Source organism: Candidatus Thermoplasmatota archaeon, assembly GCA_034660695.1.
GTDB lineage: Archaea > Thermoplasmatota > E2 > UBA202 > DSCA01 > JAYEJS01.
In genome coordinates, this window is record JAYEJS010000126.1 from 1 (window position 1) to 21,862 (window position 21,862).

General features: G+C 42.2%; 23 protein-coding genes and 1 pseudogene. 7 read left to right on the plus strand and 17 right to left on the minus strand.

The window, feature by feature from the left end; genetic code table 11:
• Positions 1-172: 172 nt before the first annotated feature.
• The 5 genes from U9O96_06405 to U9O96_06425 all read left to right on the plus strand — a co-directional run bounded on the left by U9O96_06405 (position 173) and on the right by U9O96_06425 (position 6,889).
• A complete protein-coding gene (locus tag U9O96_06405; protein ID MEA2054722.1) occupies positions 173-694 on the plus strand; it encodes a nucleotide exchange factor GrpE in 522 nt (173 codons plus the stop codon).
• Entirely contained in the window at positions 672-2,483 is a 1,812-nt protein-coding gene (gene dnaK, locus U9O96_06410) for a molecular chaperone DnaK (GenBank protein ID MEA2054723.1), read from the plus strand. Before U9O96_06405 ends, dnaK begins: the two co-directional genes overlap by 23 nt.
• Before the next feature lies 1 nt (position 2,484).
• The gene (gene dnaJ / locus U9O96_06415; GenBank protein ID MEA2054724.1) at positions 2,485-3,603 is read left to right on the plus strand and encodes a molecular chaperone DnaJ; all 1,119 of its coding nucleotides are present in this window, start codon (positions 2,485-2,487) and stop codon (positions 3,601-3,603) included.
• On the plus strand, positions 3,600-4,514 hold the full coding sequence (locus U9O96_06420; protein MEA2054725.1) for a TIGR00269 family protein: 915 nt from the start codon (positions 3,600-3,602) through the stop codon (positions 4,512-4,514). Before dnaJ ends, U9O96_06420 begins: the two co-directional genes overlap by 4 nt.
• Positions 4,515-4,684: 170 nt before the next feature.
• The gene (locus U9O96_06425; protein ID MEA2054726.1) at positions 4,685-6,889 is read left to right on the plus strand and encodes a vitamin B12-dependent ribonucleotide reductase; all 2,205 of its coding nucleotides are present in this window, start codon (positions 4,685-4,687) and stop codon (positions 6,887-6,889) included.
• A 376-nt stretch (positions 6,890-7,265) separates the two neighbouring features.
• Here the strand turns inward: U9O96_06425 and U9O96_06430 are convergent, their stop codons facing one another.
• From U9O96_06430 to albA, 16 genes and pseudogenes are all read right to left on the minus strand, one after another.
• Complete coding sequence (locus tag U9O96_06430; protein ID MEA2054727.1) at positions 7,266-7,730, minus strand: metal-dependent transcriptional regulator; 465 nt, start codon at positions 7,728-7,730, stop codon at positions 7,266-7,268.
• A 143-nt stretch (positions 7,731-7,873) separates the two neighbouring features.
• Positions 7,874-8,479 (minus strand): ZIP family metal transporter, encoded by a 606-nt coding sequence (locus U9O96_06435; protein MEA2054728.1) that lies wholly within the window; start codon positions 8,477-8,479, stop codon positions 7,874-7,876.
• A 188-nt stretch (positions 8,480-8,667) separates the two neighbouring features.
• On the minus strand, positions 8,668-9,633 hold the full coding sequence (locus U9O96_06440; GenBank protein ID MEA2054729.1) for a SufD family Fe-S cluster assembly protein: 966 nt from the start codon (positions 9,631-9,633) through the stop codon (positions 8,668-8,670).
• On the minus strand, positions 9,587-10,306 hold the full coding sequence (locus U9O96_06445; protein MEA2054730.1) for an ABC transporter ATP-binding protein: 720 nt from the start codon (positions 10,304-10,306) through the stop codon (positions 9,587-9,589). Before U9O96_06445 ends, U9O96_06440 begins: the two co-directional genes overlap by 47 nt.
• Before the next feature lie 98 nt (positions 10,307-10,404).
• Positions 10,405-10,665 (minus strand): annotated as a pseudogene (locus U9O96_06450) (iron dependent repressor, metal binding and dimerization domain protein).
• Positions 10,666-10,692: 27 nt separating this feature from the next.
• Positions 10,693-10,863 (minus strand): hypothetical protein, encoded by a 171-nt coding sequence (locus U9O96_06455; GenBank protein MEA2054731.1) that lies wholly within the window; start codon positions 10,861-10,863, stop codon positions 10,693-10,695.
• Between the two features lie 114 nt (positions 10,864-10,977).
• Complete coding sequence (locus U9O96_06460) at positions 10,978-11,268, minus strand: helix-turn-helix domain-containing protein (GenBank protein MEA2054732.1); 291 nt, start codon at positions 11,266-11,268, stop codon at positions 10,978-10,980.
• Positions 11,265-11,720, minus strand: coding sequence for a hypothetical protein (locus tag U9O96_06465; protein MEA2054733.1), 456 nt, complete (start codon positions 11,718-11,720; stop codon positions 11,265-11,267). Before U9O96_06465 ends, U9O96_06460 begins: the two co-directional genes overlap by 4 nt.
• A gap of 1 nt (position 11,721) precedes the next feature.
• Positions 11,722-12,960: a nucleoside recognition domain-containing protein gene (locus tag U9O96_06470; protein ID MEA2054734.1), complete on the minus strand. Its 1,239-nt coding sequence runs from the start codon at positions 12,958-12,960 to the stop codon at positions 11,722-11,724.
• Positions 12,957-13,487, minus strand: coding sequence for a FeoB small GTPase domain-containing protein (locus tag U9O96_06475; GenBank protein MEA2054735.1), 531 nt, complete (start codon positions 13,485-13,487; stop codon positions 12,957-12,959). Before U9O96_06475 ends, U9O96_06470 begins: the two co-directional genes overlap by 4 nt.
• Positions 13,484-13,711 carry a FeoA family protein gene (locus U9O96_06480; protein MEA2054736.1) on the minus strand — a complete coding sequence of 76 codons (228 nt, stop codon included), beginning with the start codon at positions 13,709-13,711 and terminating at the stop codon, positions 13,484-13,486. The genes U9O96_06475 and U9O96_06480 overlap by 4 nt, the downstream gene beginning before the upstream one ends.
• Positions 13,692-13,928 (minus strand): FeoA family protein, encoded by a 237-nt coding sequence (locus U9O96_06485; protein ID MEA2054737.1) that lies wholly within the window; start codon positions 13,926-13,928, stop codon positions 13,692-13,694. The genes U9O96_06480 and U9O96_06485 overlap by 20 nt, the downstream gene beginning before the upstream one ends.
• Positions 13,929-14,282: 354 nt before the next feature.
• Entirely contained in the window at positions 14,283-14,747 is a 465-nt protein-coding gene (gene pyrI / locus U9O96_06490) for an aspartate carbamoyltransferase regulatory subunit (GenBank protein MEA2054738.1), read from the minus strand.
• Positions 14,744-15,673, minus strand: a complete 930-nt coding sequence (gene pyrB, locus U9O96_06495; protein MEA2054739.1) for an aspartate carbamoyltransferase — start codon at positions 15,671-15,673, stop codon at positions 14,744-14,746. The genes pyrI and pyrB overlap by 4 nt, the downstream gene beginning before the upstream one ends.
• Before the next feature lie 99 nt (positions 15,674-15,772).
• Positions 15,773-16,966: a hypothetical protein gene (locus U9O96_06500; GenBank protein ID MEA2054740.1), complete on the minus strand. Its 1,194-nt coding sequence runs from the start codon at positions 16,964-16,966 to the stop codon at positions 15,773-15,775.
• Between the two features lie 68 nt (positions 16,967-17,034).
• On the minus strand, positions 17,035-17,331 hold the full coding sequence (gene albA, locus U9O96_06505; protein MEA2054741.1) for a DNA-binding protein Alba: 297 nt from the start codon (positions 17,329-17,331) through the stop codon (positions 17,035-17,037).
• A 369-nt stretch (positions 17,332-17,700) separates the two neighbouring features.
• Between albA and U9O96_06510 the strand changes: the two genes are divergently transcribed.
• Positions 17,701-18,009 carry a MoaD/ThiS family protein gene (locus tag U9O96_06510; GenBank protein ID MEA2054742.1) on the plus strand — a complete coding sequence of 103 codons (309 nt, stop codon included), beginning with the start codon at positions 17,701-17,703 and terminating at the stop codon, positions 18,007-18,009.
• 4 nt (positions 18,010-18,013) lie between these two features.
• Positions 18,014-18,661 carry a hydrogenase maturation peptidase HycI gene (gene hycI / locus U9O96_06515; protein MEA2054743.1) on the plus strand — a complete coding sequence of 216 codons (648 nt, stop codon included), beginning with the start codon at positions 18,014-18,016 and terminating at the stop codon, positions 18,659-18,661.
• Here the strand turns inward: hycI and U9O96_06520 are convergent.
• The coding region (locus tag U9O96_06520) for a PPC domain-containing protein (GenBank protein ID MEA2054744.1) at positions 18,543-21,862 on the minus strand (3,320 nt) is incomplete at its 5' end. The two genes, hycI and U9O96_06520, sit on opposite strands and share 119 nt — an antisense overlap.

Genomic DNA, 21,862 nt, shown 5'->3' on the forward strand with positions numbered 1-21,862 from the left:
TGGCTTTGCGAATTTTTTGTCCAAATTCATAGAGTGTCATCTCATCCCACTCCAAGAGATAAGACATTGCTCTTTATAAAAAATGTCGAAATTTTTCAGGAAAAATTCCTATTCGTAGAGACTATGCCATCAGTAATTTTTATATAGAACAATTTTTATACAATTCTTTATTATGGGCGCAACTAAGAAGGGGGAAACCAAAACGGGCAAAGCAAAGACTGCCAGAAAAGGTCCCTCGAAGAAAAAAATTGCGGAACTTGAAAAAGCGCTGGGCGAGGAAGAAGAAAAAATACTTCGTCTCCTTGCAGATTTTGACAATTGCAGGAAGAGAATGGAGAAAGAAACAGCCTATGCGGCATCTCGTGAAAAAGAAAGGTTGCTGCTCAAGTTTATTGACATATACGAAAATCTTCAGTCGGCATATGATACCATAAAGGATGACGGGCTCGGCATCGTTCTGAAGCAATTCAAGAGAGTGCTGGAAGGGGAAGGCGTGAAGGAGATAGATTCAGTAGGTAAAAAATTTGACTATAAGTTTCATCATGCGATAGCGACTGAGGAAAGTATTGAATATGAAGACGGGATTATCATGAAAGAAGTCAGGAAGGGCTATGCTATGAATGACAAGGTAATAAAACCGGCATATGTTGTGGTTTCAAAAGGTGATAAAGATGGCAAAAGTAGTGGGAATTGATTTAGGAACCATTAATTCGGAAGTGGCAATAATTGAAGGTGGAAAACCCGTGTTAATCAAAAGTGCTGAGGGAGACCCATATTTCCCATCAGTGGTAGCGTTTACCAAAGAAGGAGAAATGCTTGTCGGAGAGACTGCAAAGCGTCAGGCGATAACAAATCCCGAAGGCACTGTACACAGAATAAAAAGAAAGATGGGGTCAAACGAAAAAATAAAGATAAGGGGAAAAGAATACACACCGGAACAGATATCTGCCTTTATTCTCCAGAAAATAAAGAGAGATGCAGAGGAATACATAGGGGATAAAATAAAGGAGGCCGTCATAACCGTCCCGGCATACTTCGACGATGACCAGCGTCAGGCAACAAAGGATGCGGGCAAAATAGCAGGATTTGAAGTTAAGCGTATTCTGAATGAGCCCACTGCTGCTGCCCTTGCATATGGGCTGGAAAAAGAGGGAGAGCATAAAATTGCGGTATACGATCTTGGTGGAGGGACGTTCGATATCACCATTATGGATGTAGGCGACGGGGTTTTTGAAGTTCTGTCGACAAACGGGGATACCCATCTGGGCGGGACAGACATGGACAGGGCACTTGTTGATTACATCGCTGACAAATTCAAGACAGAACAGGGAATTGATCCGAGAGAGGATGAAAAGGCCCTCCAGCGATTGATGGAGGCTGCGGAAAAGGCAAAAATTGAACTCTCTTCGACCATGCAGACCTCGATAGATTTGCCCTACATAACGGTCGTGAATAACGAACCTCAGCACCTGCAGGAAACCATAACCAGGGCGAAATTTGAGAAACTGATAGAGCCCATCGTGAAGAAGACGATCAAACCCTGCGAGCAGGCACTTAAAGATGCAAAGCTAACGCCCGATGACATTGATCACGTCGTGCTCGTCGGCGGGACAACCCGCGTGCCATATGTAAGGCAGGTCGTGGAGAAAATTTTTAAAAAGAAGGCCGAGAGAGGGATAGACCCGATGGAATGTGTCGCCTTTGGTGCGGCAATTCAGGCAGGCATAATGAGCGGGGAAGTGAAAGAAGATATTGTTCTGCTGGATGTTACTCCTCTAACGTTAGGTATCGAAACGCTTGGCAACATTGCCACACCGCTTATAGAAAGAAATACGACCGTTCCAACAAAAAGGAACAGAATTTTTACTACTGCAGCCGATAATCAAACGAGTGTTGAAATAAATGTTCTTCAGGGAGAGAGGCCCATGGCAAGCAACAATAAAAGCCTGGGAAAGTTCACCCTAGCGGGCATTCCTCCAGCACCTAGGGGTATACCCCAAATTGAGGTAACATTTGATATAGATGCAAACGGCATTCTGCATGTATCCGCAAAAGATAAAGCGACAGGAAAAGAACAATCAATAACCATAACAGGCTCAACGAAATTGAGCGATGAAGAAATAGAGAGGATGCGTAAGGAAGCGGAGGAACATGCGGAAGAAGATAAAAAGAAAAAGGAAATTGTGGAAACAAGAAATAATGCGGAAACCCTTGTATACACAACAGAGAAGACACTTGAGGAATTGAAAGATAAAGTTTCCAGCGATAAGAAAGAAAATGTGGAAAAGGCGATTAAGGAATTGAAGGAAGCACTTTCAAAGGATGACATCGATGACATAAAGAAAAAGACCGAGGAACTTTCCAAGGCAGCCCAGGAGATAGCAGTAGAAGCATATCAAAAGGTTGGAAAGGAAAAAAAAGCGGAAAGCAGGAAGGGAGGGACATCCAATGAATCAGTTGACACGGACTATGAAGTGAAATAGGATGAAAAAAGATTATTACGAAGTGCTTGGAGTGGGCAGGGATGCAACAAAAGATCAAATAAAGAAGGCTTATCGTCGTCTCGCCCTCAAATGCCATCCAGATAAATGCAAGGGAGCGGATACAGAAGAAAAATTCAAGGAAATATCGGAGGCGTATGCCGTCCTTTCGGATGATGAAAAAAGAAGGCAGTACGACATGTACGGGCATGCAGGCATAGACAGCCAGTACAGTTACGAGGATATTTTCAGGGGTGTCAATTTCTCCGACATATTCCGCGACCTCGGCTTCAACTTTGGCTTTGATGACATATTCCAGCAATTCTTCGGCGGGTTTGGAGGAAGGCACAAGCCGCAGAAGGGCAGAGACATCCTATATCGGACGACAGTATCACTTGATGATGCGTATTTTGGAGGAGAAAAAGAAATAGATGTTAAAAGGAAGGAAAAATGTCCTGACTGCAACGGCTCTGGAAAAGCAACGGGAAGCAAGGTTGTTAAATGCCCCGTGTGCCATGGAACCGGGCAGGCTAGGCAGACGAGCAGCACGCCTTTCGGCCATTTTACACAGATAACAGTATGCCCAAAATGCAACGGTGAGGGTGAGACAATAGAGAATCCATGCAAGAAATGTCACGGTGCAGGAATCGTTGAAAGACGAAGAAAAATCAAGGTGAAAATTCCGAAGGGTGTTGTCGACGGGATGAGACTCAGGCTTGCCGGTGAGGGTGAAGCAGGGAAGAAGGTGCCATCCGGTGACATGTATCTGGAGATTTATGTAGAGAAACACAGGAAATTTAAGAGAAACGGGGACGACCTCATCACCGTTAAAAAAATTTCGTATCCAGAAGCGGTGTTAGGAAATGAAATCAGAGTGGAGACAATGGACGGCACGGGGAAAATACGCATACCTCCCGGCACGAAGAATGGAGAAAAATTTGTGTTGAAAGGGAAAGGAATGCCGCGGTTGCATGGCGGCTACGGCAACATGATTGTGCAAGTTGTCGTTGACATACCAAAGAAAATTTCTTCCAGAGAGAGAGAAATTCTCGAGGAGCTTGCAAAGGAAATGAAAGTTGATATGAAAGCCACGGGCATGAACTTTTTTAGGCGCGGAAAATGAAATGTAGTAAGTGCGGAAACGAAGCAGTTACCTTTATCAGGTATAACGGGACACATCTGTGCAGGGAACATTTTATTGAGTATGTGGAAAAAAGAGTGAGGAAGGATACCCGCAAGCAGGACATAAGAAAAGGAATTGTTGCCGTTGCTTTGTCCGGCGGAAAGGACAGCCTTACAGCCCTCTACACAATGAATGACATAATCAGAAAGCACAGAAACAAAGAACTTCATGCAATTACCGTTGATGAAGGCATTGCCGGGTACAGACAAAAAACGATAAAAGTGGCACAAAAGCACTGTGAACGACTTGGGGTGGAGCATCATATCATATCTTTCGAAGAAACAATTGGCTATGCTGTTGATGAAATAAGTTACATGAGGGAAGATCTGGGAGAATGCACGTACTGTGGCGTTTTCCGGAGAATGTGCCTGAATAAGAAGGGAAGGGAAATAAATGCAAAAAGCATAGTGATGGGCCATAATCTTGATGATGTTGCACAGTCCGTCCTTATGAATTTTGTAAATAATGATATGGAAAGAATGGCAAGGTTCGCCCCGCACAGGAAGGTTCAGCCAGGATTGATTCCCCGCATATTGCCATTGAGGGTTATCCCGGAAAAGGAGACAACGCTGTATGCTCTTCTAAAGGGCATAGACGTCATAGAGGATAAATGCCCGTATTCTGTAAGGGCATCACGCGGCACGTTCAGGGATATTATCGCCAGATTGGAGCATGAGTACCCGGGCACAAGGCACAGCGTATTGAACAGTTATCTCACAATTGCCAATTACCTGCAGGAGCAATATCCTCCAGCAAAACTCAACCCATGCCTCAAATGCAGAGAACCCACATCCCAGAAAATATGCAGGGCATGCATATTGAGGGAAAAATTGGAGGCATGGGATGGTTAGAAATAAGCTTTCTTGGTAGTAGGTTAAAAAAAGAAGAAAAAGATAGGATAATGGAAACAGCCCGATTCGGTGTCCCCTCCTCCACTTTACCCTACCTAAAAAGCCGGGCCTGCACATGATATGATTTATTCGCCATAACGGTTAAAAGCCATAAACCATTATAGGTTGAGATGTTGACAGAAAACGCCATGAAGGTTCTTGAGAAGAGATATTTAAGGAAAGATAAAAAAGGAAAAATCATAGAAAGCCCGGAGGAAATGTTCCACAGGGTCGCAAAAGATATTGCGGGGGCAGATGAAAAGTATGGGGGGAATGTAAAAAAGACGGAAAAAGAGTTTTATGAGATGTTATCGCAGTTAGATTTTCTTCCAAACTCACCTACATTAATGAATGCAGGAACGTCGATACAGCAGCTTTCTGCCTGTTTCGTACTTCCTGTAGAGGATTCCATGGAAGGGATATTTGAGGCCATAAAAAATACGGCTCTCATACACCAGTCAGGAGGAGGCACAGGATTTTCATTTTCGCGAATAAGGCCCAAAGGCGATATAGTTCACTCCACGGGAGGTATTGCATCGGGTCCCATCTCCTTCATGAAAGTATTCAATGCCTCGACTGATGTGATAAAACAAGGGGGCAGGAGGCGCGGGGCAAATATGGGCATTTTGCGCGTGGATCATCCTGACATAATGGAATTTATAACATCAAAGAAAGACCAGAAGGAACTAACCAATTTCAATATCTCGGTGGCGGTAAACAAAACTTTTATGAATGCGGTTGAAAAAAAGAAAAAATATTCCCTTATAAGCCCAAGGACAAAGAAGCCTGTGGGGGAGCTGGATGCAGAGGAAGTATTCGATAAAATAGTAGAGATGGCCTGGAGAAATGGCGAGCCGGGAATAATATTTTTGGACAGAATAAATGAAGATAATCCCACACCAAATGTCGGGGAAATAGAATCGACAAATCCGTGTGGGGAGCAGCCACTTTTACCCTATGAGTCCTGCAATCTCGGTTCAATAAATCTTTCGCATATGGTCAAGGATGGTAAAATTGACCTTGATAAATTGAGAGGTGTCACATGGAGAGCCGTCCACTTTTTGGATAATGTCGTGGATGGAAATAAGTATCCGCTGAAACAGATAAAAAAAATGACCTTGGCAAACAGAAAAATTGGCTTGGGTGTCATGGGGTTCGCAGACATGCTGATTCATATGAAAGTGCCGTATAACAGTGAGGAGGCGTTGAAAATAGCCAGGAAAGTGATGTCATTTATACAGGAGGAAGGGAGGAAAGCATCGGTTGAGCTGGGAAGGAAACGGGGCTCTTTCCCGAATTTTAAAGGTAGCATATGGGACGGAAAATACGACGCAATGAGAAATGCTACGGTAACCACCGTTGCACCCACGGGAAGCATTTCAATAATAGCTGGATGCTCTTCAGGTATAGAACCTCTGTTTGCCGTTACCTTCATAAGAAATGTTCTGGATAAAGATGACCGTCTGGTAGAGGTTAATCCTTACTTTGAAAAAATTTCAAAGGAGAGAGGATTTTATGACAATGAATTAATGAACAAAATAGCCGGCAACAAAGGCTCCGTTCAGGGATTGCGGGAAATACCCAAGGATGTACAAAAACTGTTTGCCACGGCACTCGACATAGCTCCAGAATGGCACATCAGGATGCAGTCAGCCTTTCAGGAATACACAGATAACGCAACTTCCAAGACCGTAAATTTCAGGGAGGAAGCAACAAAAGAGGACGTACGGAAAGTATATCTTCTCGCATACAAATTGAGATGTAAAGGTGTGACGGTATACAGATATGGAAGCAGAAAAGATCAGGTGCTTGTTACGGAAGAAAAGGAAGCAGGAGTCACCAAACCAAAACCCCGCCCCGTCATAGTTTACGGTGTCACAAGGAAAATGAGTACGGGTTGCGGTAATTTGTACGTAACTATGAATGAAGATGAGGAAGGGCTTTTTGAGGTATTTGCGCGGCTTGGAAAAGCGGGGGGATGTGCAGATGCACAACTTGAAGCCATAGGAAGACTGATTTCTCTATCTCTGCGTTCCGGAGTGAAGACCGATGCGATAATAAAGCAATTAAAAGGCATAAGATGTCCGTCACCGTTGCTCGCCAGGGGGGGAGCCATACTCTCATGTCCCGATGCGGTTGCAAAGGCTCTTGATGAGCACTTTAAAGGGAAGAGGTTGCCGGAGACACCGAGGCTCAGTAATTTTGAAATCAAAAAAGTTCCCTATATCCATGCTCCGATAGGTCCCGTGGGCGTGTGCCCTGATTGCGGCAGCCCCATGATATATGAAGAAGGCTGCAGAATATGCAAGAACTGCGGATATTCAACGTGCGGCTAAATTGATTCTTAGGTGCTGTAGCCCTCTATCTATATAGTTAGAAATAACCTTACCTTTCAGTGAGAGACGAATTGCCCATACTTTCTTTTTTGGACTCTGACGAGTGGTTGTTGGTACAACATTCAGGGATATATGAGGCCCGACCGAAGGGAGGGGTTTGAGCGAAGCAAGGGATTTGGGTGAGCGGTAACAAACCACATACCCGCTTTGTTCTTTGTTATACGCTCCAAACAGAGCGACAGCGGATTGGGGGTGAAATTGGGCAAGGAGCACAAAGGTGCGATGCAAAGTCATGTAGGAAGAGAGGTTTCCGGAAAGCCGTCGTTTGGTTGTCCATTTTATCCCTCTCGTGAGTGTGCGTACGCCACCTTCTTACCTAACAACGTTTGCCCTTTTTAATAGTTCGAGGGCATTCTGGTAGCTCTCCAGTTTCATAATATGTTTTAAATCGTTCTAACCATAAAGGCTCTTCACGACTTTGGATAAAATCCACAAATTTCGTAAGTCTTTTCATTGTCTCAGGCTTTACCACATGCTCGATATTGCATGCATCATCATCTGCTATCTTTTCATCAAGGCCAAGGATGACAAAAAAATCTCTCAATACCTTATGTTTTTTTGTTAGCTCAATTGCTATCTCTTCTCCTTTTTTAGTCAGTGTAACTCCGCTATATTTCTCGTAGTTTACGTATCCCTCATTACCCAATTTTTGGAACATCTCTGTCACTGCGGAAAGACCGACGTTAAGGATACGGGAAACATCTGTTACCTTAGCATATCCTTTCCTTTGAACGACATCATAAATCGTTTCTATGTACTCCTCTGCTCTTCTTGCGGCCATTCTTTCACCATATAAAGTTCGGTAAGCCGAATTATTTTTGGTAAATAATAGTGCAAGTTTGTATTTAATAATTGCTATGTTTTCGCTCATTTCTTACATCCCCTCTTTATTCCTCGCTCCATCATTTTTTGTATTTGTCACTTTTATCCCAATAAACCAACCAACAAAACACAAACCACCCCAAGAGCAAGGCAAATCGTGCCAATCTTTGGATACTGTCTAATTCTTGCCGCCGGGATTAATTCTTCGATAGATATATAGACCATGAAACCGGCTGCAACAGCGAGAGAAGCACCCAACACTTCTAATCGTGATCCGCTAAGAAAGAAGTAACCCAAGGCGAAACCAACAATCTCAAATAATATTGTTGCCGTCGTTATGATGAAAGATTTCATTCGTCTCTTCGTCATTCCATATAAGGGAACGATTGTTGCTATGTTTTCTGGCACATCTTGTGCAGCTATGCCCAGAGCGATGGTGATACCGAACTCGGGGGAAAGAGTGAAGGCCACACCGATAGCCAGTCCTTCTGGTATATTGTGAAGTGCTATGCCGATGACAAGCATGGTCACACTTCTCTTGACAGATGGTTTCTCTTTTTTGAGAAGCTCTGGATTTATGTGTGGCAAGATTCTATCAACAACTCGCATTATGATTATTCCGAATAAAAAGGAGATTATTACCAAATAAAAAGATATGATTCCCAGACTTTCTGGTATCAATTGAAAAAATGATATGCCCAACATCATTGAGCCAGCGAATGCCAAAGAACCGTACAAGAAAATCTCTTTTGGTTTTTTAATTAATCCAACCAAAGAGCCCAACGTTTGCCCAATGAAAATTAGGGTTATTATCAATAATAGATTGTTCATTTTCTCAGTTTTCCTTTAGCATGTCTAAACATGTTCTCCAAACCATCTTATCACTTCTTTTGAATTTACATGTAGAGTTCTGACGGTATAACGCGTCCCTCAATAACAACCGACTCTTCTTCACCCAGAAAACCTGCTACAATAAGATCAATTGCTTGATCTTCTGTCAGCCCTCTACTCCTCAAATAATTCAATACTTCTTCTGATATTTTACCCACTGATGCTTCATGGGTGAGTGAAGCATCCTTATTATTGTTTACGAGTTCGGGTATCGCATTTATGCTTGAATCCTCGGCTAACAGCAAGCCCATACAGTCCACGTGCCCTGTTCCAGCATCATTTGCTATCATCTTGCTATGAGCAGTTATTCTGGATTTTTTGTCACCTATCATCCTTATTCTTGAAATTCCGTTGGATTCTTTCCCGTTAAGAAAAGTAGAGTCGTATATCTCGACTTTACCATACTTAGCCAAAACGGTTATTACAAGATTTGCCGAAGAACCTGATTCTATGTAGGTATTGTTCTTCATTTTTAACTTCATCGGCACCTCAATACACTTGTAGGTATGGGACAATTCTGCACCTTTCCCCAGAAAGAATTCCAAATTTGATTCAACAACGTCTCTTTTTCCCCATTTGTGAAAATGCCTTATCTTTAATCTAGAATTTTCTTTTAAAATGATTTTTGAATGCCCTATGTGACTTCCACATAGATTCTTTTTGATTGCATTGCAGACGCTGTTTATCTCCGCTTCTATATTTTTTTCTATCACCACCAAATTTCTTGGATTCTGAGAAACTTCTGGCGAGGAGATGGCAATACAAGTAGTTAAAGGATGATCTGTCTGTTTCTTTACCCAGATAAAGTATCCTTCTTCTGGTTCCTGCTCAAAATAGTCTCTAACCCATCCAAATTTCTCATAGGCTTCAGGACTTTGGAGTATCGTTACTCCTTTCCTCCCAATGATTTTCTTGACCTTATTATCAATTTGAGAATAATTTACGCTTTTTGCACTCCTTACATCTTTCATATCCATCTCTCCTAATCACATTCCATACCTCCTCCCGCTTCTTGGAAGAGCATACGATTTCCCCATCGAGCATAACATGAGCCACATCTGGCCTAATGAAACGAAGTATGTCACCTCTGTGTGTGATCAAAAGGAGCGAAACATTACTGTCAAGTAATTTATCCTTTATAACCAATGCTAATCTCTCAAGTCTTTCTATATCAAGTCCGGCATCTAACTCATCAAAAATGACAAAACTTGGAGATAAACTTATTATCTGTATTATTTCTGATAATTTTCTTTCTCCACCAGAAAAACCGACGTTTATTTCCCTTTCCAAAATATCTGGGTTTATTGAGAATTCTTTTATGTCTGTCGTCTGTCTGGAGATTTTCTCCAAGAGTTTAGATAATGTCACTCCTTTTATGATGGGAGGATGCTGGAAGGCTAAAGATATCCCCAACTTCGATCTTTCATCTATTAATAAATTCGTTATATCTTCTCCTTTAAAGTTTATTTTTCCTTCTGTGATTTTATAATCTGGGAATCCCATTATGACCTGAGCCAAAGTAGATTTTCCCGAAGCATTTGGACCTAACAATGCATGTACTTCTGCATTTTTAATCTCTAGGTTAATGCCCCTCAAGATATCTTTGCCACCTACCTTTATTGATAAATTCTCTATTTTCAGCATAGTTCTTCCAATTAATTTTAGGATTCCCTAAATATATATAGCGTTAGGCAAATAAATAACCTATCCTAAAAAAATTAGATTTTTCTTTAAAACCAAAATTATTTCTTGCACTCGGTAGGGAATTCACCAGTTTTTGAATATATTTTGAAATACTCTATCCATTCTGGTATTCCTCTTGGACAATTCTGACAATTCTTCATGAAAGATACAAATTTCTTAAGTTGGATTATCGTTTTTGAATCGAGATTGTGCTCCATTGTGCAAGCATCTTTATCGGCTATTGAATCTGGAATTTGCAACAATTTCAATAACTCTACGAGAGTATCGTGTCGGTCTTTTACCGATTTTGCGATTTCCTCTCCTTTTTGCGTTAGCGATACACCTTCTTATCTTCTATATACAACAAAACCCATTTTATCCAATTTTTTCATCATCTCAGTTACACTCGATGGCTTAACATCTAAAGTAGTAGATATGTGCATTGTTTTGACGTAACCCCTATCTTGAGTGATGTTGAGTATCGCCCCTAAGTAATCTTCTACCTTTCTAGTGAGCATCGTCCCCCCTTATGCATGAATTCCTAAGTTTCTCACCGTCTAAAATCTTGCAAATTTCAGAGGCATTCAATAGGTTTCTCTGCTTCTGCATCTTTCCCCAAACTTCTCTCCAGTTCATCTTATTTCTCGTTTTGAGTATTCTTCATTTAAGAGCCTTTGATACATTCCATTCCCTTCTCTCGTTATTACGTACATCTTGGTTTTTGAATCTGATGATTGGGAACTACATTTCATTGGACACAAACTACAACCAGTTCTACGGATAACCTCTTCTATATAACCCAAATGTATCATTGACTCTATCATCGCTCGGACGGTAGACTTCCTCATACCCAGCTCCTTAGCAACATCATCAATTGTTTTTCCCTTACTTATTTTTGATAGGATATCTCCCATTTTATTCATGTTTCTCCCCTTCTCAGCAATCTAATATAGTATACTACCACCAGCGAAAAAGGCAGCAAGAACAGAGAAGGCATATATGGTGGTGCATATGTTTCAAAGAATCCTTCTAACGTGTTAAACCACCCTCCTTCTTCTCCACCGGGGATTGATTCCAACATCGTTGAAAATATCTGCATGCCAACAATGAGCCATATCATCACGCTGGCCATTACAGCTTTCGCTTGCTCATGGATGTCTGCAAAATTTTTAGTGCTAGATAGATAAAACAATCCTGCGAACCATAGAATAAGTCCTCTCCATAATAGGAATTCACCAGACATCTCCATAATACCCCAGGTAAGACTTTTACCTGCCAAGCCCAGCACCAGCCCTATTGCTCCAAAAGATGTTACAACAATGCCAAAAATAGCGAAGTATATGCTTCCAATTTTGTATTTTACATTATCACTCATTTTATGCCACCCCTAGTATTATCCATACAAAATGAAGTAGCCCACCGTACAAGAAGACCACTGCTGCAAGGGTTGTTAGGTTGCCGAATAGCACTTGCGCCACGCCTTTCCATCCGCCTTCTCTACCTTCTTTAATAATCATAGCGAAGGTTGCAACACATGGAAAGTAAAGGCTGACAAGCACAACCGAGGTAACCAATTGATACGTTGTCATTTCAATAGCAGAGAGCTGTGCAACAGCTAGATCCTTTCTCAGAAACGCTGCTATTAGTGGCCCTACAGTTTCTTTTGGCACGCCAAACCATCCCGATAACAAAGGCTCCAGGGCATTAGCCAGCCGATCTATAATACCTGCTAGATACAATACATTGACAATCACTACACCCAATAAAACGAATGGGATTGCGGTTGTAAAGAAGCTTTTTGTTCTCGTCCACAATTTTCTTCCTACATTTCTTGCCATTGGTTTTTGATAAGGAGGAACATCCAACAGCATTTCAGGAGATTTCCCGGGTATAATCTTGTTAAGAATGAAACCAAATATGAAGTATCCCATCAACAGATAGAGCATAACAAAGCCAACATATCTTGGGATCACCTCCAACATTATACCAAGCTGAGCGCCACAGGGAATAAATATTGCCAGTAATGTCATCATCATGAAACGTTGCTTTTTTGTTTCCAGTGTTCGAGTAGCTGTCACCGCCGGCACATTGCACCCAAGGGAAAGAATCATAGGCACTATCGCGAAACCGTGCAATCCTATTTTATGCAATACCGTATCAATGAGCACCGCCAGTCTAGGCATATAGCCACTATCTTCTAAAATGATCAGGAATAGATAGAATGCAATTATCGCAGGCAGAACAACGCCTATCGCCACGAAAAGACCACTGGTAAGCATCCCAAAAGCTTCGAAACAATTGTCTGCTGCCGGGTCGCCAACAAAGATATAGTGAATCCAACCATCGCTGGCTGTCGGCCATACCTCCTGCAACCAAGGCAGCCAATGCCCATCAAATATTTTAACAAAGAATCCGTCGGTAAAGAAACCTGCAAATGCACCGAAAAATGCCCAGAATCCATACAGAACTGCAATAGCAATAGGTATGCCTGTCAGAGGTTTAACAGTGATCTCAGCGATAGCATCCTTCAAAGTATGCCTATATTCACCGAACTTCACGGTTTTTTTAGATATTTTATCAATAAGATCCCATCTTTCATCAACTGTAAGTTTCATTGTATTTCACCACCTACTTTTCTGATTATTTCCCCAACCTCAACCAATGACGCTTCCTTTATCTTCGATACCAATTCTTTGACTCCCCTGCCACTTATCGCTATCGTGGGAACTATTGGAACGCCAAGGATATGCTGCAATTCATTCACATCAATCTGTATATTCTTATCCTCTGCAACATCCCACATATTCAATGCAATTACGACAGTGTAACCCTCCTCGATAATTTCAAGAGCGAGGTAAAGCCCTCGCTCTATTTTTGTAGAATCAATCACGCATATAATAACAGAGTCCCTATTCTCTCTAAGCATTTTTACCGCAACTTCTTCTGCTTTATCTTTAGGCTCCAAAGAAAAAGTGCCGGGGACATCAATGACTTCCACATCCTCTCCTCTTAGTCGCGTATACCCTTTTGTAAAATCCACTGTTGTACCAGGATAATTTGACTCCGTGACATTTGCTCCTGTTAAGCGGTTGAAAACAACACTTTTACCCACGTTTGGGTGACCCATAAGCAAAATCCTCATTTTTCCACCTCTATTATAATTTTATTTGCAATTCCCACTCCCACAGAGATGGCGGACCCGTCCACTGTAACGACAATAGGACCTTTTACGGGCTGTTTTGCAGCCAGCTTAATTTTTTTACTCACTCTGATGCCCATTCCAGCTACTTTCTCTCTTAATCCCCCTTCTATGCTATTTACAATACCTTCTTCCCCAGGACTCATTTCAGATAACTTTTTTCTCATGTTTACACCCTATTACCCTAATTTTTTTTGCCATACCCCGACCAATAGAAACTACATTCCTATCAACCTCAATGGTGATAGGTCCTTGACAAGAAATCGCTCTAACAAAGCTACCTTCGGATACGCCCATCAGAGCCAATCTCTGTCTGAGACCATGTCTTCCCTCTATTGCAATGATTTTCGCCAGTTCGCCTGGTTTTAGTTGTGCGAGCTCCATTATTCCTCCTTTTCTAACATCGTTTGTTCGACGGTCTTTTGAAAGATTTCTATTCTGGACACTTAATCACATCCATTTACTCGGATTATCGGATACATTATGGCATACCGTATATTCCCTGCGATATTTAAAAATTTCGGCTAGCAGAATTATCTACGGCAGACAAAACATTCTGTTAGGAAAAGTTACTAAAATATTTCAGCCATTCTATAAAGGCAAACGCACACCCCTTTTAGATCACCAAACACTTTTCCCTCATGATTGAAACTAACTTGTATTTTGCGAACTTTGTATTTACATAACTCTCCACTTCGGAGTTATTTTGATTTAATCTACAGTCGGTCCTCTCTATGGTTAGCCTGACCAGATTATTCCCGAGGATATGTCTTCAGGCTCTCTTTCGCAATAAAAACATTTGATACGGAGCGGCTCTCTACTTTTGACAACGAAGCGGGGCTTGACGGGCTCATTAGAGTTTGATATGCAATTCGGGTTCGCACATTTCACAATTCCGACAATTTCATCTGGAATGATGACCCGGTGTTTATCCGCCACTTCATAATCTCTGATGATATTTATCGTTGCGTTCGGGGCAATCAACGCTATTTTATCCACCTCATGGCTTTTCAGTTCTCTATTCTCAATTTTCACGATATCCTTTTTTCCTCCCTTGCCCTCTACGTTCATCACAACACTGATTATGGAACCACCAGCGCCTTCCGAGATTTTTAGGATTTTCAGAACTTTGAGAGCGTATCCCGGGGTGATGTGGTCAATTACGGTTCCGTTTTTTATTGGCTGAACTTTTAATTCCTTCATTCTTCACCCCCTAAAACTAGAGATATTAAAGCCATTCTTACGGGCACCCCATTAAAAGCCTGCCGGAAATAGGATGCATATTTCGTCCCGTCTACCTCTGGGTCTATTTCATACACTCTCGGAAGGGGATGCATCACTATCGCATTATCCTTTGCATTTTCCAGCATTTTATTGTCTATCCTGTATATTCCCACTACTTTGTTATATTCCTCTGGATCGGGGAAACGCTCTCTCTGTATCCTTGTGATATAAAAAACATCAATATCTCCTACAACTTTTTCCAGATCGGTTTCAAATGATATTTTTGCGCCCAACCCCTCACATTCTTCCACTACTTCAGAAGGTATCTGTAACTGTTCCGGGGCAATGAACATTATCTCTGCCTTGAATAAAGCCAGGGCATATGCAAGGGAATGAATCGTCCTTCCATACTTCAGGTCCCCTATAAGCGCCACTTTGTTGTTTTCTATGTCTCCTTTTTCCTTTTTTATGGTAAATAAATCCAGTAAACATTGAGTCGGATGATGGCCGGCCCCGTCCCCGCCGTTTATAATGGGTACAGATGCAAATTCCGCAGCCATTCGAGCCGAGCCTTCATGGGGATGGCGCATGACGATAATATCGCAATAACTTTCTGCAGTTCTTATTGTATCTGCAAGACTCTCGCCCTTCTGCATAGATGTCGCCCCCGGCTGAGCGAATCCTATAACATCGCCCCCAAGTCGCTTCATTGCCGTCTCAAATGAAAGGCGTGTTCTCGTCGAGGGCTCAAAGAAAAGAGATGCCATTATTTCCCCTTCCAGCAAGTTACTTTTCTCTTTCCCCTGGGCAATTGTGGCCATGCTTTCGGCAACATTCAAGATATGCAATATCTCTTCTTTCGTCAAATCTTTTATGGAAACTATATCCCTGCCCTTGAAATTCATCATAGATATATTGCAATGGGATTAATAAAAGTTGGTGATGCATGCCTTCTTTCAGTACTTTTTCTGTGGATTCATTGCCATTTGCTTTTGATATCTGGGTTAAAACTTCTTGGATATGTTTTCTTCCAGCAATGCCAACTTTTTTTCTGCTTTTTCCATTATCTCATTTGCCATAGAGACGATCAGTGCGAGATAATCCTCGCCACAAAGTATGTTTCCGTTAATGCCGAGTGGAACATCCAACTCTTCCGTGCTGCATATCTCCACGGCGACCTTACTACCGATGGATTTTATACCTGAATTTTTAAAACCGCTCTGTTTTGCAACCTTGACCAAATCCGATGCCATTCCTATATCTGTCGCCGATACATGGAAAATGGGCGGCTGGGCAAGGAACCATATTTCCCCCCTATCTGATTTTTCAAGCGAATCCATTACATCGTTCACATTTATCTTCCTATCCCACTTTCCAAGGAATTTTGCATTGAGCTTGTCCCCGATTGACGGTAGCTCCAGTACAACTATTCTTCCCGAGCAGCTGCTCGTTGTAAAAAAATACTCTATTTCATTCAATTTTTCCAGTATGGACAAAGCCTTTCTGTCAACCTCTCCATTCACTACCGCCTTTTCCAGAACTTCCATGGCTTTTTCCTTTGCCTGCAAAAATTTTTTACTTCCCAGCTTTTTTACTTCTTTACCAAGTGGATGTATGATATCTTTCAACTCCCCCTTCCTTATAACCATAGTGCCGACAATGCCGACAATGACACCCGCCAGACCATCATAAACTAAATCCATCATGGTATCGTTCAACCCAAGCTGTGCTTTTGGTGCACCGACAAAAATCTGGTCAGAGAAAAATTCTCCCACTTCCCATAATGTTCCTATGGCAATGGTAAATATTACAATAAAAAAGCCTATCATAAAAAGATCCATGCTAAGGCCTTCCCAGTACACATCAAGCAAATATATGATAACTAGGGCAAAAAATGCCACGATACTGGAAACCATGAAATGGGCTATCTTGTCATAATACGGAATAGAGTAAAAATGAAGTACACCGCCCCATACGTGGAGAGAAAGAGCAAAAGCAATGAGCAGTTCAGTAATCCATGGAAGAGAGATGTGATAACTTCTTTTTATGAACAGCGGGCCAATTGCAAGGAGAAAAGCAAAAAAGCAAGCAACAGACCACAGCCAGTCCTGTTTATATGCTGACCATATGCCCATCACAAAAATGAATGCTTTCAGGGTATGCGATATAGCTATCCCTACTTTTTCTCTCTCTTTCACAACGCTATAACCACTATCCCATATTAAACTTTTTTAGCGTAAAACGAAAATGGGATATCCAATAACTCTTACTTTGTCAGAGTTATCTCCATTGAAGATACGTTTCTCTTGCCGCCCTCCCCTGATTCTATTTCCTCGGTGGCTATTGATATGTTGGATACGGTAGCATCCCGCAAAAATTTGTTTTTCACTATCTCGGCAGCGTCTACCGCCCTGGAAATCGCTCTTCCACGAGCTTTCAGGATAACATTCTTTGCCCCCTGCTCAAATTCCGTTATCACGGCAATAACGTAGCTCATTGGCGCTTTGTTTCCGACAAATACTACATTTTCTTCGCTTTTTTCTCTGCTCTTTTCTTCGTTCACTATATCACCACTTCCCTCAACATAAAGTGTTATTTAAAATTTTTTGTGACCTGCATATTATTCGTATAGTCCTTTCCTGTAATGGCGGTGCAGACGTTTTACCGACCTGTCGTATGAAAGCGTCTTTTTTCAAGCAATGGGTTTACTCTCCTTAAATTTTCCAGAACCTTTTCCCTTATCTCCCTGCTTCCTATTTTCTCCGGAATGAATTCTTCTTTCCTACCATCTTTCTTGATGACTATTTTTGGTATGATATTAAATGCAAATAAAGTTTTTTTATAAGTTTGTCTGTACAGTAAAACCAAAATTAGCTAAAACTATAAGGAAGATAAAGTATATACCAAGTTAAAACCTTAAGAGGAAGAGATAATGGAAAAAGGCCATGAAGAATTGATAAAAAAGGCTCAAGGGCAGCCAGACATTAAAGATTTAATGAGGGTTAAAGTGAAATTCTTTTCAACACACAGAGAGGCTGTGGGCAGGAATGAAATCGAAATCGAGCTGAAAGAAAAGGCAAACATCAATGAGATGATGAATATGCTTATGAACACCTATCCAGAATTAAGAAAATTAATCGACTATACCATACTATCGTTAAACCATAGATATGCAAATGGAACAGAGCCGCTGAAAGACGGCGATGAGGTCACAATATTCCCACCAGTTGGAGGAGGTTGACAACATGAATATACTGCTCGGGGTGGGCAACGAACTTAATGGCGATGATGGTATAGGCGGATGGATAGCCCGCAATTTTTCTTCCAAAGAATGGATATCAATAGATTGTTTCACCGTTCCCGAAAATTACATGACCGAGATAAAAAGATACAAAGCGGAAAAAATAGTTATCGTGGATGCCGCTGATATGGGACTTGAAGCAGGCGACATAAGAATTATCCCGAAAGAAAAAATAGGTTCGGCCAGCTTTTCCACCCATTCTTTGCCTCTCTCGGTTTTTATAAGCCATATTGAGAAAATAACAGAAGCAGATGTATCGCTGATAGGAATACAGCCGAAACAATTTTATGGGGAAATCAGTAAAGAAGTGAAAAGAGCGGGGGAAAAGTTGCTGGAAATATTGAAAAAGAAAAATCTTGATGAAATAGGAATACTAATGTCAAAAAACAGTATAGAGGATAAAGCAGATATGCCGACTTCAAAAAGAGTGGCCGTCATTAAAAATATTAAAAGAAAAAGAAAGAGGAGAGAGTTTATGGCATCACTGGTACTGGTTCTGTCCACTCTGGGCTATAACATGTCATTGTTGGATCTCCGAAGACAACCTGACCACCGTCACCTGTCAGAGAAGAGGAGCCGTACATTGCAGTAGGATCATCTGTGGTGTGATCACGTTCAAAGAGCCACAGATATCTTGAAAATGCCTCACCGATGCTGTCACCGTTGACAAACACGTCATGTGTCCAATAATCGTCTATCAGATCTGACATTGGACATAGCCCGCTCCAAATGTTTCCATAGCATATTGTACCTCCGTGTGATAGCATTACTATTGGTCCCAGGTGTGCTTGCGTTGTACAGGACATCCACAGATCCCATATACAATGTACATTTCCGAGCAGTTGATCTACCCACTTGAAATGGATGAGGTCATACAAATTTGGCTCCTTGGCATTGTACCATGTGAATCCGCCCCACCTTGCCGACTTCGTTTGCTTGTCATCGTACATGTATCCGCGCCATGCATCAGGCCAGTTAAAGTCCTTCAGATTTTCGTGCTTTAATTGCACATACGGGAAGGCCTCTTCAACATTCTTGTACTGGCATGATATACCCGAGCCACCTGTTCCATGGCCGGAATAGTACCAAACACTTACTCCTTTGTTGAATCTTTCCAGTAGACCATCCCACACGCAGTGTCCCTCGTAGAATCTGCCGTGAGAGCTAAAGGCTTCCTTGAACGCCTGTGAAGAGTATGCCGGAGTGGTTTTTCCATCATTGGTTGTCCATGTCCTGCCGTCGGGGAAATTCATGAGCTGCGTGGTTGTAACATCCCTTCCAGGGTTGGCGTACATAATCGCTGGGTACAAGATACACCTGACAATATGAGCAGACGAGAATGCTGCAGTCGCTCCCGGAATATGTCCCGCATATGAATTATTCCCCGTCATTATTCTAGTGGCAAAGTCTCGTATGTCTGTATCACGATCTGCTACAAAGAGATATGCTTCTTTACCTCCTAAATCTAGACCATACTTTGCTGTCAAATTGCCATAGATTCCATCATGTATCGCTGATGGCCATCTTTTCTCCAGGTCAAATCCTATAGGTGGCAAATTTTGGTTCTGTATGAAGTCCTTGATGGCTTCCATCAGATCAAATGGCTTGCCCATGTTTGGCGGATGACCAAGAGAACGGCTTCCATGATAGAAGTCGCCGTTGTATTCACACCATGTCCGTAATTTATCCAATGTATCATATGCTCCTGCTGCCTCTCCAATGTTTAAAACTGGGGAACCGTGATATGCAGCCGCCATTGCCGCCGGAGCGAAGTATCCGTCGCCGGTTGCAAGAGACGTTATTGTTATGAAGTTCTCTGAATTTGCATCTGCCTTTATGGCATCTACCACTTCCTGCATCGTGGTGTATTCCGTTGCACCGCTAATGCTTGCACTGCTCACTCCGTTTATGTTGACAAATATGACGTTGGACACACCCAGGGTGGAAAGCGCATCCGATGTTTCTGACGGCACGGTATCCTTCGTCACGTACAGCAGGGGAGCATGATTGAGCGAAGCGATTACAGCACCGTTTGCTGCTGACAGAGCTGCCGATGTTCTATCCGGGTTGTGTTCTCTTACTTCTGCCGTGATGTGATAACTTCCGCTGTAACCGATATCTCCCTGTTCATGATCAAGATACGGAACGACAATGGCAGTCCACTTCCCTTCCATCGGATAGTTAACTTCAACACTATATTCTGTATGTGGCTCCACTATCCACGTACGAAATTCATCATAGTCATGCAGCCAATGCCCTCCGTTCCATATGTGGATTGGATTTATTTCTCCGCCATTATAATGTGGAACACTTGGTCTCCTTACATTACCGTATGGATCGATAAGGTAAACTATCAGGTTGGACGGTTCGTCTGTCGTGATTGTTACCTTTATTGTTGAGTCCGTATTGTCAATCGGTATTTTGTATCTATCTCCCGCATATTTTATAATCTGGAATTCTTCTAATCCGCTATCACTCGTAATATACGGAGCCCAGAATCCCGGAAGAATTACCGGGTAGAAGGTATCCATGTCAGGCCCCTTGAAATCATATGGATATGGCCACCAGTCTTCCATTACAGCTTCATATCTTGGAGTGATAAGCCCTGTATCGCCGCCGAAATTATCGCCAAGAGTAACCAGGTGTATAGCACCCCACTTCTGTCCGATGAACATTGGAACTGCCTTGTTTCCGCCAACATCCTTGAACTTGGAACTCCCGGGTTGTACTCTTGTAATATCGGGCAAGGATGATATCGTTGCATCCTGGTCAAAGATATCTGTTACTGTATCCTCGAAACTGCTTCCATCAACTGCCACAACAGCTGTAGTAGATGAAGACCATCTGCTGGTAGCTATGTTTGCTGCTGCTTTTATAGGATCTGGGTCTATCACATATTCCGTGGCAGTGACACCATGTCTTGCAAGATATGCATTCCAGTCATCAATAAGGTATTGGGTCGTATCGTCAACGGTCGTGAACCAGGTTGGTACATAATCGCACCCGCGATAAACTATTGGAGAGACGTATCTCTTGCCCCCATCGATATAATTTGCTGCGGGTATTGCTGCAAGATATCCGTACTCGTCTGCATTACTGTTTTTATCATTATTTACTACAAATGTCTGTGCTACTGGCGTTATGTCCGGCTGTGGAATCGGACCTGGTGGTGCTGGTACAGATACTCCGATACTCAACTCCATCTCATATGGGCCAGAGCCGTACAGGAAGTAGTTATCGGGCCACTTGCTTGCATCCCATCCTGGGAATATGTCAAGCTTTATCTTCCATGTTCCGGATGCATCGGCAGGATATTCAAGGGTATCATCACCATAATACTGTGCAGAGTGAACCCACTCGCCGCTTGGATTGTACAGATGTACATCAAAATCGGTTTTGCTTGGGCATTCCAATGTGACTTTTATTCCCTGGCCTGTATTGGCATTAAAACTGTACCAGTCTTCCCAGTCATATGCATCGAGATATCCAAAGTAAGAGCCGGATGATATTGACATTGCCGTACCAATTGTATTTCCTGCATCCTTTCCACTTCCAGCATCATTCTGTCCGACCAGAGAAACATCCATAGTGTAGGAGCCCTTTCCTGCTCCATCGCCCGTGTAGATATGCATGAAATATTTTTCTGTTACTTCCACGGTATAATCGATTGATTCTGCTGTGGTGCCTGTATTTTCTGATACTGCTATCTGAGTTGCCTCGTAATCCACAAGCTCAACGTCAAAATTGGATTCGGGCGTTATCTTTATGCTTATTTTCTGTCCCTCGCATGCCG

What these genes read in the sequence shown, in the direction of transcription:
- U9O96_06475 (MEA2054735.1), bottom strand. Translation starts at nt 13,487, where the DNA reads ATGAGGATTTTGCTTATGGGTCACCCAAACGTGGGTAAAAGTGTTGTT.
- pyrI (MEA2054738.1), bottom strand. Translation starts at nt 14,747, where the DNA reads ATGAAGGAATTAAAAGTTCAGCCAATAAAAAACGGAACCGTAATTGAC.
- U9O96_06510 (MEA2054742.1), top strand. Translation starts at nt 17,701, where the DNA reads ATGGAAAAAGGCCATGAAGAATTGATAAAAAAGGCTCAAGGGCAGCCA.
- U9O96_06445 (MEA2054730.1), bottom strand. Translation starts at nt 10,306, where the DNA reads ATGCTGAAAATAGAGAATTTATCAATAAAGGTAGGTGGCAAAGATATC.
- U9O96_06420 (MEA2054725.1), top strand. Translation starts at nt 3,600, where the DNA reads ATGAAATGTAGTAAGTGCGGAAACGAAGCAGTTACCTTTATCAGGTAT.
- U9O96_06440 (MEA2054729.1), bottom strand. Translation starts at nt 9,633, where the DNA reads ATGAAAGATGTAAGGAGTGCAAAAAGCGTAAATTATTCTCAAATTGAT.
- dnaK (MEA2054723.1), top strand. Translation starts at nt 672, where the DNA reads ATGGCAAAAGTAGTGGGAATTGATTTAGGAACCATTAATTCGGAAGTG.
- U9O96_06405 (MEA2054722.1), top strand. Translation starts at nt 173, where the DNA reads ATGGGCGCAACTAAGAAGGGGGAAACCAAAACGGGCAAAGCAAAGACT.
- U9O96_06485 (MEA2054737.1), bottom strand. Translation starts at nt 13,928, where the DNA reads ATGGAGCTCGCACAACTAAAACCAGGCGAACTGGCGAAAATCATTGCA.
- U9O96_06430 (MEA2054727.1), bottom strand. Translation starts at nt 7,730, where the DNA reads ATGGCCGCAAGAAGAGCAGAGGAGTACATAGAAACGATTTATGATGTC.
- dnaJ (MEA2054724.1), top strand. Translation starts at nt 2,485, where the DNA reads ATGAAAAAAGATTATTACGAAGTGCTTGGAGTGGGCAGGGATGCAACA.
- U9O96_06455 (MEA2054731.1), bottom strand. Translation starts at nt 10,863, where the DNA reads ATGCTCACTAGAAAGGTAGAAGATTACTTAGGGGCGATACTCAACATC.
- U9O96_06470 (MEA2054734.1), bottom strand. Translation starts at nt 12,960, where the DNA reads ATGAAACTTACAGTTGATGAAAGATGGGATCTTATTGATAAAATATCT.
- U9O96_06425 (MEA2054726.1), top strand. Translation starts at nt 4,685, where the DNA reads ATGTTGACAGAAAACGCCATGAAGGTTCTTGAGAAGAGATATTTAAGG.
- hycI (MEA2054743.1), top strand. Translation starts at nt 18,014, where the DNA reads ATGAATATACTGCTCGGGGTGGGCAACGAACTTAATGGCGATGATGGT.
- U9O96_06435 (MEA2054728.1), bottom strand. Translation starts at nt 8,479, where the DNA reads ATGATGTTGGGCATATCATTTTTTCAATTGATACCAGAAAGTCTGGGA.
- U9O96_06460 (MEA2054732.1), bottom strand. Translation starts at nt 11,268, where the DNA reads ATGAATAAAATGGGAGATATCCTATCAAAAATAAGTAAGGGAAAAACA.
- U9O96_06465 (MEA2054733.1), bottom strand. Translation starts at nt 11,720, where the DNA reads ATGAGTGATAATGTAAAATACAAAATTGGAAGCATATACTTCGCTATT.
- U9O96_06480 (MEA2054736.1), bottom strand. Translation starts at nt 13,711, where the DNA reads ATGAGAAAAAAGTTATCTGAAATGAGTCCTGGGGAAGAAGGTATTGTA.
- pyrB (MEA2054739.1), bottom strand. Translation starts at nt 15,673, where the DNA reads ATGAATTTCAAGGGCAGGGATATAGTTTCCATAAAAGATTTGACGAAA.